Origin of the sequence: Actinocorallia populi (assembly GCF_002995495.1) — a bacterium.
Lineage (GTDB): Bacteria > Actinomycetota > Actinomycetes > Streptosporangiales > Streptosporangiaceae > Actinocorallia > Actinocorallia populi.
Genome location: NZ_PVZV01000003.1, coordinates 567,270 through 582,779 on the forward strand (window position 1 = coordinate 567,270; position 15,510 = coordinate 582,779).

At 72.8% G+C, this 15,510-nt stretch carries 11 protein-coding genes and 1 pseudogene; 3 read left to right on the plus strand and 9 right to left on the minus strand.

The genetic code is table 11. The features are described from left to right. Positions 1 to 68 precede the first annotated feature (68 nt). Positions 69 to 866, plus strand: a pseudogene (locus tag C2865_RS41820) (serine/threonine-protein kinase); the annotation flags it as partial. Positions 867 to 1,226: 360 nt separating this feature from the next. Here C2865_RS41820 and C2865_RS41825 read toward each other — a convergent pair. Then, positions 1,227 to 1,880: an HAD family hydrolase gene (locus C2865_RS41825; RefSeq protein ID WP_408608318.1), complete on the minus strand. Its 654-nt coding sequence runs from the start codon at positions 1,878 to 1,880 to the stop codon at positions 1,227 to 1,229. 456 nt (positions 1,881 to 2,336) lie between these two features. On the opposite strand from C2865_RS41825, the gene C2865_RS15705 reads away from it, so the two are divergent. Together C2865_RS15705 and C2865_RS15710 are read left to right on the plus strand one after the other, a co-directional pair. Next, positions 2,337 to 4,172 carry a phosphoenolpyruvate carboxykinase (GTP) gene (locus C2865_RS15705; protein WP_106399181.1) on the plus strand — a complete coding sequence of 612 codons (1,836 nt, stop codon included), beginning with the start codon at positions 2,337 to 2,339 and terminating at the stop codon, positions 4,170 to 4,172. Positions 4,173 to 4,324: 152 nt separating this feature from the next. Next, entirely contained in the window at positions 4,325 to 5,287 is a 963-nt protein-coding gene (locus tag C2865_RS15710) for a superoxide dismutase family protein (RefSeq protein ID WP_157963739.1), read from the plus strand. On the opposite strand, the gene C2865_RS15715 is transcribed toward C2865_RS15710, so the two are convergent. The 8 genes from C2865_RS15715 to C2865_RS15750 form a co-directional block, all read right to left on the minus strand. Then, positions 5,284 to 7,110, minus strand: a complete 1,827-nt coding sequence (locus C2865_RS15715) for a substrate-binding and VWA domain-containing protein (protein WP_106399183.1) — start codon at positions 7,108 to 7,110, stop codon at positions 5,284 to 5,286. The genes C2865_RS15710 and C2865_RS15715 overlap by 4 nt on opposite strands. Positions 7,111 to 7,241: 131 nt before the next feature. Next, complete coding sequence (locus C2865_RS15720; protein ID WP_106399184.1) at positions 7,242 to 8,381, minus strand: CaiB/BaiF CoA transferase family protein; 1,140 nt, start codon at positions 8,379 to 8,381, stop codon at positions 7,242 to 7,244. A 72-nt stretch (positions 8,382 to 8,453) separates the two neighbouring features. Then, entirely contained in the window at positions 8,454 to 9,398 is a 945-nt protein-coding gene (locus C2865_RS15725) for a hypothetical protein (RefSeq protein ID WP_106399185.1), read from the minus strand. 80 nt (positions 9,399 to 9,478) lie between these two features. Further along, complete coding sequence (locus tag C2865_RS15730; protein ID WP_106399186.1) at positions 9,479 to 10,204, minus strand: response regulator transcription factor; 726 nt, start codon at positions 10,202 to 10,204, stop codon at positions 9,479 to 9,481. Positions 10,205 to 10,321: 117 nt separating this feature from the next. After that, positions 10,322 to 11,233 (minus strand): type II secretion system F family protein, encoded by a 912-nt coding sequence (locus tag C2865_RS15735; RefSeq protein ID WP_106399187.1) that lies wholly within the window; start codon positions 11,231 to 11,233, stop codon positions 10,322 to 10,324. A 1-nt stretch (position 11,234) separates the two neighbouring features. Continuing rightward, positions 11,235 to 12,914, minus strand: coding sequence for a type II secretion system F family protein (locus C2865_RS15740; RefSeq protein ID WP_106399188.1), 1,680 nt, complete (start codon positions 12,912 to 12,914; stop codon positions 11,235 to 11,237). Continuing rightward, positions 12,908 to 14,323 carry a TadA family conjugal transfer-associated ATPase gene (locus C2865_RS15745; protein ID WP_106399189.1) on the minus strand — a complete coding sequence of 472 codons (1,416 nt, stop codon included), beginning with the start codon at positions 14,321 to 14,323 and terminating at the stop codon, positions 12,908 to 12,910. The genes C2865_RS15740 and C2865_RS15745 overlap by 7 nt, the downstream gene beginning before the upstream one ends. Continuing rightward, the gene (locus tag C2865_RS15750; protein WP_106399190.1) at positions 14,320 to 15,504 is read right to left on the minus strand and encodes a CpaE/TadZ family protein; all 1,185 of its coding nucleotides are present in this window, start codon (positions 15,502 to 15,504) and stop codon (positions 14,320 to 14,322) included. The genes C2865_RS15745 and C2865_RS15750 overlap by 4 nt, the downstream gene beginning before the upstream one ends. Positions 15,505 to 15,510 lie beyond the last annotated feature (6 nt).

Below are 15,510 nucleotides of genomic sequence, written 5' to 3' on the forward strand. Positions count from 1 at the left end.
CTGCCCGACAGTGATTGTGTCCGTCCTGTACGGCACACTCCCATAGTGGATCTTTGCTGGACACGGGCATGGAGAACGGAACGCAGGTGAGAGAGCGGCTGCACGCGGACGATCCGCGGAAGGTCGGACCGTACGAACTGTACGGACGGCTGGGCGACGGCAGGATGGGCATCCTGTTCCAGGGGCGCTCCGCCGAGGGGCGGGAGGTGGCCTTGCGGCTCGTCCACCGGGTGTTCGCCGCCGACCCCTTCTTCAGGCAGAAACTCGCCCGGGAGGCCGCGGTGCTCCGCCGGGTCGCCGGGCCCCAGCTCGCCCCGCTGGTGGACGCCCGGCTCGACGGCGACCCGCTCTGGTTCGCCTCGGACCACCTGCGCGGCCCCTCCCTGACCGAGGCGCTCGGCCGGCACGGGCCCTGGCCGCAGGAGACGGTGCGCAGCCTGGGCGTCAGCCTGGCCCAGGGCCTGGTGACCCTGCACGACAGCGGGCTGGCCCACCGCGACCTCACCCCCAAGAACGTCATCCTCACCGAGGACGGCCCCCATCTGGTCGACTTCGGGCTCGCCGGGCTCTTCGACGCCGGGAGCCGGAGCGCCTTCGGCGTCCCCATGGGGACCCTGCCGTTCCTGCCCCCGGAGCTGCTGCGGGGCGAGAACGAGCCGGGCCCCGCCGGGGACATCTTCGCGCTGGGCGCCCTGCTGGTGCACGCCGCGGGCGGCAGCCCGTTCGGCGCCGACACCTCCGCCGCCGTACTGCACCGCGTCCTGCACGAGAAGCCCGCCCTGTCCCCGCTGGCCGACCCGGCCCTGCGGGAGGCCGTCGCCGCCTGCCTGGCCAAGGATCCCGGGCACCGCCCCACCCTGCGCGAGCTGCACACCGTGCTGGCCTCCGCCGGGCGGCTGACCCAGCGGCGGCTGCCCGAGAAGGTCGCCGAGCTGGTCCTGGCCCACCGCCCCAAGACCCCGCCGCCCCGCACGGTCCAGCTCTCCGCCGCGGAGCTGGAGCGCCTGGCCGCCTTCCGCCACCGCTACGAGCAGGTCATCGCCGCCGGCCATCCCGAGGAGGCGTCCAAGGCGATGGTCGAGCTGGGCGCCCTGGAGGCCGGGGCCGGCAACATCGGCGTCGCCGTGAGCTGGCTGGAGCGGGCCGTCGCCACCGGGCACCCCCTCCACGCGGCCCTGGCGCAGGAGCAGCTCCTGCGCCTCCCCGGCGGCCGCCACCGCCGCCGGTTAGCGCCGCGCGTCCAGGCGCCTCCGCGCCCTCTCGTAGGGGACGCGGAGGTCGTCGCCGTCGTAGTGCTCGGTGGTGAGGGCGCGCAGGGAGGGCGTCGCGTTGACCGCGACGGTGTGGGGAAGCGCCTGGAAGAGGGGGATGTCCGAGCCGGAGTCCCCGTAGGCGACGCAGTCGTGGCGGGACAGGGACAGGGAGGCCAGGACGCGGTCGACGGCGGTGACCTTGTCGGCCGGGGTGAGGATGCCGGAGGGGTCCGCGGCCTCGCGCAGCGGCAGGGACGGGAAGCGGGAGGCGACGACCTCGCGCAGGCCGTGCGCCAGGAGGCCGCGGGCGAAGAAGTCCGGCGACATCGTGATGACGATGGCGTGCTCGCCGCGCCGCGCGATGTCGGAGAAGACCTCCGCCATGCCGCCGATCCACGGGGCCGCCGCGAACGCCTCGGTCACGACGGCCTCCTGCAGGTCGTGCCACAGGCGGCACAGGCCGGCGGCGAACCCCCTCGTGTCGAGGAGCCCGCGGGCGAAGTCCTCCTCCAGCAGTTCGAGGTCGGCCAGGCAGCCGAGGCGGCGGGCGATCTCCAGTCCCGCCGTGGTGTCACGCAGAAGGGTGCCGTCCAGGTCGAACACGTGCAGGCGACTCATGCGCGGCATCCTGCCAGCTTCGAACCCCGGAAGGACAACGGTTTCCCTCTTGACGGGACCGGTGAAGTACGGGAAGGGGCCGCGTTTCTCGTTTCTGGCGGAACCACTTTTTTAGGGAAAGCCCTTTACTTATGAAGGCTGCCATTACAAAGTGGCGGCGCCTTCGCGGCCGAACGGCCGTCCACGCAGGTGGGGACAGGTCCGGCCGGTACCGGTCCGGACAATGAGATCTGCGCCACATTGGCGCAGGAGCATCTCAAGATGGGTATGTCCCTCTTCATCCTGCTACAACGCAGGATGACCGCTACCCTTCCGCGCCGTCGCGGATGCGGTACGAGAACTCTGGAGATTTTTCTGCGTGAGGTGATGTTTCCGCAAAGTAACGCATTGGTCTGGGCCAATTGGCCAAAACCTCTAGTTGTCGTTCACGATGCGTACATCCCCGAAGAGGTGTGAGGAGTAGGCGTGTCTGACCAGGTCCCCGGTCTCGTACCGGCACCTACCAGCAACCAGGAACTGATCGACTGGGTCGGCGAGATCGCCGCGTTGACCAAGCCAGACAAGGTCGTTTGGTGCGACGGCTCCGAGGAGGAGTGGGGGCGGCTGACCGACCTGCTCGTGGAGCAGGGAACCTTCAAGCGGCTCAACCCTGAGAAGCGCCCGAACAGCTTCTACGCCGCCTCCGACCCGCGCGACGTCGCCCGGGTGGAGGACCGCACCTACATCTGCTCCGAGAAGGAGGAGGACGCGGGGCCGACCAACAACTGGATCGCCCCCGCGGAGATGCGCGCCACCTTCGGCGAGATCTTCGACGGTTCCATGAAGGGCCGCACCCTGTACGTGGTGCCGTTCTGCATGGGCCCGCTGGGCGGCAACATCTCCCAGCTCGGCGTCGAGCTCACCGACTCGGCGTACGTGGTCGTCTCCATGAAGATCATGACCCGCATGGGCGCCGAGGCCCTGCGCCTGATCGAGGAGCGCGGCTCGTTCGTCAAGGCCGTCCACACCGTCGGCGCCCCGCTGGAGCCCGGCCAGCAGGACGTGCCGTGGCCGTGCAACACCGAGAAGTACATCTCGCACTTCCCCGAGACCCGTGAGATCTGGTCCTACGGCTCCGGCTACGGCGGCAACGCGCTGCTGGGCAAGAAGTGCTACGCGCTGCGCATCGCCTCGACGATGGCCCGCGACGAGGGCTGGTTCGCCGAGCACATGCTCATCCTCAAGCTCACCCCGCCGTCGGGCGAGGCCAAGTACATCACCGCCGCGTTCCCGAGCGCCTGCGGCAAGACCAACCTGGCCATGCTGCAGCCGACCATCCCCGGCTGGAAGGTCGAGACCGTCGGCGACGACATCGCCTGGATGCGCTTCGGCGAGGACGGCCGCCTGTACGCCATCAACCCGGAGGCCGGCTTCTTCGGCGTCGCGCCGGGCACCGGCGAGTCCACCAACGGCAACGCGATCAAGACCCTGTGGGGCAACTCGATCTTCACCAACGTCGCCCTCACCGACGACGGCGACGTGTGGTGGGAGGGCCTGACCGACGAGCCGCCCGCGCACCTGACCGACTGGAAGGGCAACGACTGGACCCCCGAGTCCGGCACGCCCGCCGCGCACCCGAACGCCCGTTTCACCACCCCGGCCGGGCAGTGCCCGACCATCGCGCCGGAGTGGGAGGACCCCAACGGCGTGCCGATCTCGGCCATCCTCTTCGGCGGCCGCCGCGCCACCGCGGTCCCGCTGGTCACCGAGTCCTTCGACTGGCAGCAGGGCGTCTTCCTCGGCGCGAACGTCGCGTCCGAGAAGACCGCCGCCGCCGAGGGCACCGTCGGCGAGCTGCGCTACGACCCGTTCGCGATGCTCCCGTTCTGCGGCTACAACATGGGCGACTACTTCGCCCACTGGCTGAAGATGGGATCTGCCGCTGCCGCCGCCGGAAACGCTGAGAAGCTGCCGCGCATCTACTACGTCAACTGGTTCCGCAAGGACGAGGACGGCAAGTGGCTGTGGCCGGGCTTCGGCGACAACAGCCGCGTCCTCAAGTGGATCGTGGAGCGCCTCGAGGGCAAGTCCGACGCCACGAAGACCGCGATCGGCCACGTCCCGACCGCCGCCGCGCTCGACCTCGAGGGCCTGCAGATCGACGGCAAGGACCTCGACGTCCTGCTGTCGGCCGACAAGGAGACCTGGAAGCGCGAGGCCTCCCTCATGCCGGCGCACCTGGAGTCCTTCGGCGACCACCTGCCCAAGGAGCTGTGGGACGAGTACAACGCCCTGATCGCGCGTCTCAACGACGACTTCTGACCATCAGGGCCGTATAGACGGGGTCTCCGCCGACGATGCCGGAGGCCCTTTCGTCTTTGGGGAATCGATGGACGTATCCGGGTGCTGACATGGCCGCCCGGTGGAGAGATCAGTAGCGCACACCTGATCATCTTCATCCGGGAGCGAGAAACATGAAAGCACTCTGCGGCGCGGCCACGGCTCTGACCTGCGTGGGGGCGGTGGTCTCCCTGGCCGCCTCCCCCGCTGCCGCCGGGCCCGAACCGCGGACCCTCGGGCCCTCGTTCATCTACGACGACAGCTACTCCGAAGTACTGACCGCGGTGACCGTGCACGCCACCGAACGCTCCACCGGCGTGACCCTGGAGGCGTCGAACTTCCCGCCCAGCGCGTACGGCCGGACCTTCGGCGCCCACGTGCACGTCGACCGGTGCGGGCCCAGGCCCACGGACGCCGGCGCGCACTACCAGCGCAAGGGCAAGGGCTCGCTGCGGGACCGGGAGCTGTGGCTCGACTTCACCGTCGACGAACACGGCCGTGCCCATGTCCGCACCGACCGCCCCTGGGCGATCACGCCCGGCACCGCGAACGCGGTCGTCGTGCACAGCAGGCCGACCGACAAGGGCGGCGACGCCGGAGACCCCATCATGTGCACCACCGTCCCCTTCCACGGCTCCGGCCACAAGGACACGGCGGCCAAGGAGCCGAAGAAGGCGGTCGAGAAGCACACCAAGAAGGCTTCTGAGCACACGAAGAAGGCCAAGACCGCCAAGGTCGCCAAGGCCGTCAAGAAGACCGACCTCAGGACCGACAAGAAGGCACCCGCCTCGCCCGAGCCGAAGGCGGAGCACCACGCCCACGAGCACCGCGGCCACCACCAGCACGGACGCGACCACCACCACGAGGCCCGTGGCCACCACGAGCACGGCCGGGAGCACCACGAGGGCCGTGAGCACCACGAGGGCCGCGGCCACCACGAGCACGGGCGCGACCACCACGAAGGCCGCGACCACGACGACCGTGACCACGGCCACCACGGCCACTACCAGCAGTGGAACCCGGTGCGCTGGTCGCCGCTGGACGTGGTCCGCGGCCACCACGACGACCGGCGGGACCACCGGTCGTACGGCCGTTAGAAGTTCGCGGTCACGTTCGCGATGACCTCGTCGATGTCGGCGGCGTCGCTGGCGTCGTAGGAGTGGGCGTCCGTCGCCTCGGCGATCCGCTTGAGGCCCGCGTGGTCGGCTCCGCTGGAGAAGCCCACGGTGAACAGGCGGACGCCGCTCTCCTTGTCCAGCCCGCCGAGCAGGGTCTCCAGCGAGATCGAGCCGGGGTCGTCGTTGACCCCGTCGGTGAGCAGGACGACCGAGTTGATGGCTCCGTTGACCCGCTGGTCGCGGACCGTCTCGAAAGCGGCCAAGGCGGTGTCGTGCAGCCCGGTGTCGGACACCGGCTGCAGGGCGCCGACCTTGGCCTTCAGCCGTTCGCGGTTCTGCGAGACCGGCCCGATCGGCACCAGCTCCCGGTGGTCGCGCTCACCGTCGAGCCGGGTCGCGAACTCCCACAGGCCGACCCGGTCGACGCCGATGAACTGGTCCATGGCCGAGGCCAGCGAGTCCTTCGCCAGCTCCATGCGGGTCCGCCCGGTGCCGGGCACCTGCTCCTTCATCGAGCCGGAGACGTCCACCACCCACAACACGTTGGAGCGCTTGCGCAGCGACTCCCAGCCGGCCAGCGCCTTGGCCAGCACGTCGGGCGCGGGCGGGGCGATCATCCTGGCGGGCTGGTCGGGCAGCAGCCCGTTCTCCCGGGTGATGGCGGGGGCCACCCGGTTGGCGTAGCCGCGGAAGGCGTCGCGGGCGAACCGCTCCTGGGCGCCGGTGCCGCGCAGGTACTGCAGGAAGTCGGTGGCCAGGGCCCGCTTGCGCGGCTCCATGGTCTCGAGCGCGACGTAGGGGTGGTCGGAGACGATCGACCCCTCCTTGGGGTAGATCGCCACCAGCGGCACCTTGGGCGGCGCGTGCTCGCCCTCGGCGGCGGGGTCGCCCGTCGGGTTGCCCTGGTTGTAGTACCGGACGGACATCTCCTCGACGGCGACGGCCGACACGTAGTTCAGCGCCTGCCCGGCGTCGTCCGCGCGCTGCAGGCCGGACAGGAACGTCAGCGTGGTGTCGCCGTAGTGGACGATGCTGCTCTCCACGTCGCGGACGAAGGAGCGCACGTCGGGGCGGTCGAGGTCCGCGGCGGTGAGCCCGTCGTTCTCGCCGGTGGCGGCGAAGTAGGCGCCGGCCGTGGCGTTCAGCCCGGACGTCGAGTAGTTCGGGTTGGTCTTGCCGAGCTTGAACCTGCCCCATTCGGGGTGCCCGTACAGGCCCCAGCCCTTGGGGTCGCGGGCGAGCTTGAGGATGTCGGCCCAGCCGATCTGCGCCGACGGCCAGCCCATCGCCTCGGCCATCGGCCGGGGCATCGCGATGACCAGCGGGGAGACCGCCACACCGGGCGTCTCGTCGGGCACGATCCCGGTCCTGCCCGCCTCCTGGAGGCGCTGGCGCAGCAGCGCGACCCAGGTGCCGGCCGCCGGGCTCCACACGTCGGGCTGGGCCGAGCCGTCGGCTGCCGGGTTCCAGCCGCGGGCCAGCGCGGTCATCGCCTCGCCGGACGACTTGGAGACCACCGCGACCTCGACGCAGACGCCGTCGACGGTGCGGCCGCCGTACTCGGCCGCGAGGTCCTTCATCACCCCGTACTTCTCCGGCGACGACACGACGTTGAGCCGCACGCCGTCCGGGCCGCACGAGCCCGCCTTCCCCCACGGGTCCAGCACCAGCACCACGGCGCCCACCCCGATCGCGATGCCCGCCAGCAGCGCCACCAGGGCGAGGACCAGCGGCCTGCGGCGGCGCGGGGCGGGCGGGGCCGGAGGGTGGTACGGGGAGGGGGCGGGCGGGGGAGTGTACAACGGAGGCCTCCAGACCGAGGAGCGCGACGCCGGGACCTTATCGGGCTTTCCGGAGTCTGACGCCCAAAGTTATACAGCCGGTTCCCCGGAGGCTCACCTGAAACCCGCGGATCGTCCCCCCGCCCGCCCGCTCAGCGTTCGGCGACCGCCCCGGACGCCAGGAGCTCCTCCACGTCCTTGAAGCCCAGGTCGGTCAGCACCGCGCGGGTGTCCCGGCCGGGCAGGGACGGCGGTCCGGTGATCTCGCCGGGCGTACGGGAGAAGCGCGGCGCCGGAGCGGGCTGCTTGGCCCCGTAGCCGGTGTCGACGAACACCTCGCGCTCGGTGTTCCACGGGTGCTCGGTGGCCTCGAGCATGCTGAGCACCGGTGCGACGCACGCGTCGGACGGCACGAAGATCTCCGCCCACTCGTCGCGGGTCTTCGTCTTGAACCGCTCGGCGAACAGGGCGCGGTTGCGCTCCCAGTTGGCGAAGTCGTAGTGGCCCGCGTCCTCGGGCGAGACGCCGAGGCGCTCGAGGAGCACCGCGTAGAACTGCGGCTCGATCGCGCCGACGGCCATGTGCTTGCCGTCGGCGGTCTCGTACACGTCGTAGAACGGAGCGCCGGTGTCGAGGGTGTTGACGCCGCGCCGGTCCTGCCAGCTCCCCGAGGCCAGGAAGGCGTGGATGAAGGTGCTCAGGTGCGCGGTGCCGTCCACGATGGCGGCGTCGACGACCTGCCCCCTGCCGCTGGTCTTGGACTCCAGCAGCGCGGCCAGCACGCCGACGATCAGGTACATGCTGCCGCCGGCGAAGTCGCCGAGCAGGTTCAGCGGCACCTGCGGCGGGCCGCCGGCCCGGCCGATGGCGTGCAGCGCCCCGGTGATGGCGATGTAGCCGATGTCGTGGCCCGCGGTGTGGCTGAGCGGGCCCTCCTGGCCCCAGCCGGTCATCCGCCCGTACACCAGCCGCGGGTTGCGCTCCAGGCACTGCTCGGGGCCGATCCCCAGGCGCTCGGTGACGCCGGGCCGGAAGCCCTCGATCAGCACGTCGGCCTGCTCGACCAGGCGCAGGACCACCTCGCGGCCACCCTCGCTCTTGAGGTCGACCGCGACCGAGCGCTTGGACCGGTTGGTCATGTCCTTCTCCAGGGCGGGCCCCCCGGGGCCGGCGCCCGGCCTGTCGATCCGGATCACCTCGGCCCCCAGATCGGCCAGCAGCATCCCCGCGAACGGGCCGGGACCGATCCCGGCCAGCTCGACCACTCGCACTCCGGACAGCGGACCGGCCATGCGCACCCTCCTCGACTCGTCAGCTGACGAGGACAGTGTGCCATGCCGCGTAAGTGGGGACTGACATCGGGCTCAGCCCTTCAGCAGGGGGATCTCGCGCTCCGGCGCCCGTTCGCCGCGGGGGCCGCGCACCGTCCACAGGCCGTCCCTGCGGCGCCCGTCCGTCACGGACAGCTCCGTGCCCGGCTCGGCCGCGGCCAGGTAGAACCAGCGCCCGGCGGGCGAACGCCACCACAGGCCGGTCCTGCCGTCGGCGCAGTCGCGGGCCGGGAGGCTCTCCCCGCGCCACACCAGCAGGCCCTGCCGGTCGAAGCCGCCGCCGGGCAGCGGGTCGTGCCGGCACAGCAGCTCGCCGGTGCCGGCCCCGCCGGGCATCCGGCCCCGCCAGTAGCGCACCTCGTCCGGCCGGGGCGCCGGCGCGGGCGTCGCAGCGGGCGCCGCGGCGGAGGGCTCGGGGCTGCGGACGGCCGCCACGGGCACGTCGCTCTCCTGGACCACCGCGACGCCGACCAGCACGCAGGTGGCGGCGCAGGCGGCCAGGACCGGCAGCCCGGAGCGGCGGCGCCGCCCGACCCGCACGGCCGCGGCCGGCGCGACCACGCGCAGGTCCTCCATGGCGTCGATCCGCTCCAGCAGCTCCCGGCTGCCGGGGACGCCGAGGTCGGCCAGCAGCTCGCGCACCACGTGGCGGCGCATCCCGGCCACCCTGCTCAGCACGTAGGCCACCCGCTCCTCCGGCGTCAGCGCCGCCAGCGCCGCGTTCCCCGGCGGGGCCCCCCTGCGCAGCCGCGCCGCGGCCCGCAGCCGCAACCGCCGCGGCGGGCGCATCGACTGGCGGAAGACCCGGACCCGGGCCTCGGAGTGGGCCTGCGGTCCCTGGGGGCGGCGGGGGAGGTTGCGCTCGACGATCCGCCGTGCCAGGACCAGCCGTGCCTCCTGGGAACCCCCTCCGGGGAGGATCAGGTACGAGAGCCGCACCAGTTCCCGGTGGCGCCTGTGGGCTGTGCTGTCCGTCATCGTGACCTCTCTGGACTCTGCCGAATCGACGGTCAGGCTAGGAAGAGGCCAGGCGGAGGCGTGCCGAATTGGCAGTTCGTTTACCCGGCGCGGTGGCTGTCCACGGCGAAAGGTCTGGTCTTCGTGGGATTTGTGGGTCGGCTCGTCGTGTCCCGGCCCGCGGGCCTTGCCACCGGGCCGGCGGGTTCCTCGACCAGGCCCAGGCGCAGCGCGGCCATCAGCGCCTGCGCCCGGTTGGCGGCGCCGAGCTTGTCGTAGATGCGGGCGGTGTAGGTCTTGGCGGTCGAGTGGCTCAGGTGCATGCGGCGGGCCATCTCGGCGATGGACAGGCCGTGCATCATCAGCTGCAGCGTCTGCAGCTCGCGCGGGCTGAGCAGCTGCTCGCGCTCGCCGCGCCGGGCCAGCACGCCGGCCAGGCCGCTGGCGGTGAAGGAGGCGGGGGCGACGGCGGCGTGCCGGATGGCCGACAACAGCTCGGGCAGCCCGGCCGAGCGGGGGACGTGCGCGCTGGCCTTGGCGTCCATGGCGCGGAACAGCGGCGCGTCGCCGTCCGAGGAGGCCATCACCACCACGCCGGTCCCGGGGTGGCGCTCGCGGATCTCCCGGCACAGCGCGAGCCCGTCGCCGTCGGGCAGCGCGGCGGCCAGCACCACGGCGTCCGGCCGGTGCGCCGCGACCTGGGCGCGGCCCTCGGCGAGGGAGGACGCCTCGCCGACGAGTTCGAGGTCGGGGTGGTGCTCGACCACCCCGGCCAGCCCGTGACGGCAGAGCGTGCGGCCGTCGACCACGGTCAGCCGGAAACCCATCGGACCCCTTCGATCACCTTCCACGATGACAATTTCAAGATTAAACATTTCATTCGCCCGGAACGGTAGGGAATGCACCGCCGGTGATCCATCCGTGATCCCGCCGCGACCCCGCGTTCACCGCAGGCCCGAGCCGGACAGGTAGGCGATGATCCCCGGGCCCAGCAGCACCAGGAAGATCGCCGGGAACAGGCAGAAGACCACCGGGACGGTGATCTTCACCGCCAGTTTCTGCGCCCGCTCCTCGGCCCGCTGCCGCCGCTTCGTCCGCATCTCGCCGGCCTGCTCGCGCAGCACCTTGCCGATCGGGATGCCCAGGTCCGAGGCCTGCACCAGCGCGCCGACGAACGTGCGCAGCTCCGGCACCGACGAGCGGTGCGACATGGCCCGCAGCGCCTCCTCGCGGGACTTGCCGATCTGCACCTCCTGCATCACCCGGACCAGTTCGGAGGCGAGCGGCCCGGTGGTGTTCTGGCCCACCCGGGCCAGCGCCGCGTCGAAGCCCAGCCCGCTCTCCACGCTGACCACCAGCAGGTCGAGGATGTCGGGCAGGGTGCGGCCGATGCTCTCCTGCCGCTTCAGGCCCTCGTTGTACAGCAGCACGTCGGGCAGGAAGAAGCCGCCGGCGCCCAGGGACAGCACCAGCAGCGGCCCGTAGCCGGGGGTGCGGAGCATCAGCAGCAGGCCGACCGCCGCCCCGGCGACCAGCCCGCAGCCCTTGAACGACAGCAGGCGCTCGGGCGTCCAGCCGCCGGGGTTGCCCGCGCGGTCCAGCCGCTCCTGCATCCGCCCGGCCACCCCCGCCGGGGACAGCCGCAGCGCCAGCGCGCGGAACCGCCGCATCAGCGAGGACTCGCCGCCCGCCCCCGCCGGGGCCCGCCCCCGGCCGGCGTAGTCGCGCTCGATCGCGCGGACCGCGCCCGACACGCCCTTCTCCTCGTCCCGCCTGCCCGGGACCAGGGCCGTCACCAGCAGCACGAGGCCGAGGAACACCCCGGCCAGCCCGCCGTAGAGCACGCCCTCGCCCATGTCAGGCCTCGATCTTGATCATGCGGCTGATCCAGAACCAGCCGACGGCCACCGAGGCCGCACCGAACACCAGCATCAGCACTCCCATCGGGGACTCGAGCATGGGCGCCAGGTAGTCGGGCCGAAAGAGCAGCAGCCCGACGGCGAGCAGGATCGGCAGCGCGATGAGCACCTGCGCCGACATCCTGCCCTCGGCCGACAGCGCCCGGATGTGGCGGCGCAGCCGGGTGCGCTCGCGCATCGTCTCCATCGTGGTCTCGATGACGTCCGCGAGGTTGCCGCCGACCTCCCGCTGGATCCGGATCGTCATCACCACCCAGCGCAGGTCGGGGCAGTCCATGCGGTCGGCGGCCTGGTCGAGCGCGTCCTCGACGGAGACGCCGATCTTCGTCTGCGCCAGGGCGCGGGCCATCTCGACGCCCAGCGGCTGCACCTCCTGGGAGCCGAGGCGCTCCAGCGACTGCGACACGGTGAACCCCGAGCGCAGGCTGCCCGCGATCATCGCCAGCGCGTCGGGGAGCTGGTCGGCGAAGGCCTGCACCCTGCGGTCGCGCGCCTTCGCCAGCACCCCCTTGGCGATGCCCAGCGGCAGCGCCAGGCCCAGGAGCAGCGCGACCGGGAGGTTGTCGGTGAACGACCACAGGCCGACGACCGCCAGCAGGCAGGCGACGCCCCGCAGCAGCCCCCACTCGTGCGGGGCCAGGGACCAGCCCGCCTCGTCCAGCCGGGCCGCGATCTTCTCGGTCCGGCCGCTGGCCCGCACCAGCCGGCCGCTGAGCGCCAGCAGCCCGTCGAGGACGCCGCCGGGACCGCGGCCCCGGCCGCCACCCGTCCCCTCCCCGCCCCCGCCGCCCGCGCGCGGACGGTACTCCTCGATCCGGTGGGAGACATCCGAGCGCGGCGCGAAGAAGGCCTCGCCGAGCAGGTAGACCGCGACCAGGATGACCACGAAGCACAGGCCGAGCAGCGCGCCGAGGGACGGGCCCGTCCCTCCGCCGGCCGGCGCGGCCTCGGACGGCTCGGCGGGCGGCTCGGCCGGCTCCGCGGAGGCCGCGGTGGGACCGGCCGCGGGCCTCGCCCCGGGCGGAGCCGCCCCGAACAGGTCGCGGCCCGCCTCCGCCATCTGGGAGGCCAGCCGCGCGGCGTTCGAGGCCGTCCTGACGCGGCTGCCGGGCGACGCCGCCAGCCGCCGGACCACCGGTGACTTCGCGGCGGACGCGCCCACCCCGAACAGCTCCACCGCGACGCCCTTGAGCGCCACGTCCCGCGCCATCCGCGCCGGATCCGTCCGGCTCGCGGTGTCACGGCCCGCCGTGACGACCACCAGCCGCCGCTCCCCGTCCGGAGGAAGGGCCGCCAGCCCGCCGGCGACCGCGTCGAGCACCCGTCCCTGCCCGCGCAGCCCGGCCTTCTCGACCGCCGCCAGCAGGGGCGCCCGGTCCGTCGCGGGTGCCAGGGACGCCCCCGGCAGCGCCAGCCCGACCGCGACGTCCGGAGGCAGCGCGGCCACCAGCCCCGCCACGCCCCGGCGGGCGGCGCCGAGCCCCGCCTTCGTCATCGCGGGCCCGTCGTCCAGCACGATCACCACGGTGCGCTCCGGCGCCGCCGCCGCGGGCCGCGCCCCCAACGCCGGGCATGCCAGGAGCACCGCGAGGAGCACCGCGCCCACCCGGCTCACCACGGCGCCTGCTCGTGGCCGAAGGTCTCGTGGGACAGGGCGATGCCCAGGTCGCTCAGCTTGCTCAGGAAGCGCGGCCGCAGCCCGGTGGAGCGCAGCGTGCCCTGGAACCGGCCGGACTGGTCGACCCCGGCGCGCATGTCGAACAGGAACAGGTCCTGCAGGGTGATGATGTCGCCCTCCATCCCCGACACCTCGGTCACGTGGGTGATGCGGCGGGTGCCGTCCTTCAGCCGCGCCTGGTGCACGATGAGGTCGATCGCCGAGGCCATCTGCTCGCGCACCGCGCGGACCGGCAGCTCCATGCCCGACATCAGCACCATCGTCTCCAGCCGGGAGAGCACGTCGCGCGGGGCGTTGGCGTGGACGGTGGTGAGCGAGCCGTCGTGGCCGGTGTTCATCGCCTGGAGCATGTCGAGCGCGGCGCCGTCGCGGACCTCGCCGATGACGATGCGGTCGGGCCGCATCCGCAGGCAGTTGCGCACCAGGTCGCGGATGGTGACCTCGCCGCGGCCCTCGACGTTGGCAGGGCGCGCCTCCATCCTGAGCACGTGCTCCTGGCGGAGCTGGAGCTCGGCGGCGTCCTCGATGGTCACGATGCGCTCGTCGGCGGGGATGAACGACGACATCGTGTTCAGCGTGGTCGTCTTGCCCGAGCCCGTCCCGCCGCTGATGACGATGTTGAGCCGGGCCCGCACGCACGCGGCGAGCAGCTCGGCGACCTGCGGGGTCAGCGTCCCGAAGCCGACGAGGTCGTGCACGGTCAGCGGGTCGCTGGAGAACTTGCGGATGGTCAGCAGCGAGCCGTCGACGGCCACCGGCGGCACCACGGCGTTGACCCGGCTGCCGTCGGGCAGCCGGGCGTCGACCATCGGGCTCGACTCGTCGATGCGCCGCCCCACCCGGGAGACGATCTTCTCGATCACCCGGCGCAGGCTGCCCTCCCCGGCGAACGCGCCCTCGGCCAGGTGCAGCCTGCCGCCGCGCTCCACGTAGATCTGGCCGGGACCGTTGACCATGATCTCCGAGACCTCGGGGTCGTTGAGGTAGGGCTCCAGCGGGCCGAGCCCGAGGATCTCGTCGAGCACCTCCTGCTGCACCCGGCCGCGGTCCAGCAGGGTCAGCGGAGTCTGCTCCTGCTCGATGACCTCCTGCAGCGTGACGCGCACCCGCTGCTCCAGCTCGCCCTGGCTGAGGTGGGCGTCGTACAGCTTGGGCCCGAGCGCCTCCACCAGGGACTGGTGCACCCGGCGCTTGAGCCCGGCGAACGGGTCCACGGGGCGGCCCGACCTGCGGCCCGTGCGGCCCGGCGGGGAGACCGCCAGCGCCGCCCCCGGCTGGGGCGCCGCCTGCTCGGCGCCCTCCTTGATCGCGGCGTTGAGGCGGGCCAGCCGCTCCCCCAGCGTGCTCATCCGCGGCTCGCCCTGGAGCGCCGGAAGAACCCGCGCCCGGCCGGGTCGCGCACCGCCTCGTTCCCCTCGGTGACGGCCAGCGCCACCCGGCCGACGGCCTGGCTGAAGGCGTGGCCGGGGTCCTGCTGCACCAGGGGGACGCCGCGGTTGACCGAGGCGGGCACGTCCTGGCTGTGGGGCAGGAGCACGGTCGCGCGGGCGCCGATGACCTTCTCGATGTCGGCGACGGAGAGCCCCGCCTTGATGTCGGCGCGGTTGAGCAGGAACGAACGCGCCCCCGGCGGGTAGCCCAGCAGGTCGAGCATGTCCAGGGTGACCCGCAGGCCCTTGAGCGCGGTCACCTCGGGGACGACCGGCAGCAGGTGCCGGTCGGCGACGTCCATCGCGGCCAGCACGTGCTCGCTGAGCTGGGACGGGGTGTCGACGACGACGATGTCGAAGCTGCGTTTGAGCATGCCGAGCAGCTCGGTCACCAGCGGCCCGGAGATCTGCTCGGACTCCCCCGGCGAGACCGGGGCCAGCACCGTCGCCAGCCCCGACTCGTGCCGCACCAGCAGCGACTGCACGCCCGTCTCGTCCATCCGCCCGGCCATCGGCACCGCGTGCACGATCGTGCGCTGCGGGCTCAGCCGCAACGTGATCGCCACGTCGCCGAACGCCAGGTCCAGGTCGACCAGGCACACCTCGAGGCCGTCGCGCCCGGCCAGCGCCACGCCCAGGTTGGTGGCCAGGACGGTCTTGCCGCAGCCGCCCTTGGCCGCGAACATGACGACGATCCTGCCGTCGCGGCCCGGGGACGGCGGCGCCTCGGGGCGGCCCGTCCGCTGGATGCCGCGGGAGACCTCCCAGCAGCGGCGGCAGGCGTCCATCAGCGCCTGGAAGTCGCGGTCGGGCACCACCTCGCGGACACCGGCCCGCATCGCCTCGGCCATGACGCCGACGTCCACCCGGTCGCGCACCAGCACCACCCCGACCTCGGGGCGGTCGGCGCGGCGGGCGGCGGCGAAGGCGATCGCGCCGGCCAGTTCGACGTTCGGGCCGATGACCACGACCAGCTCCTCGCGGTCGGCGGCCAGCCGCTCGTCCACGGCCCGCAGGGCGCGCACGACGTGGGCGTGCTCGCGGAAACCCGCGGCCAGCCGCCGCGCCGCGGAATCGTCGGGTTCACAGATGACCGGCATGCCTCC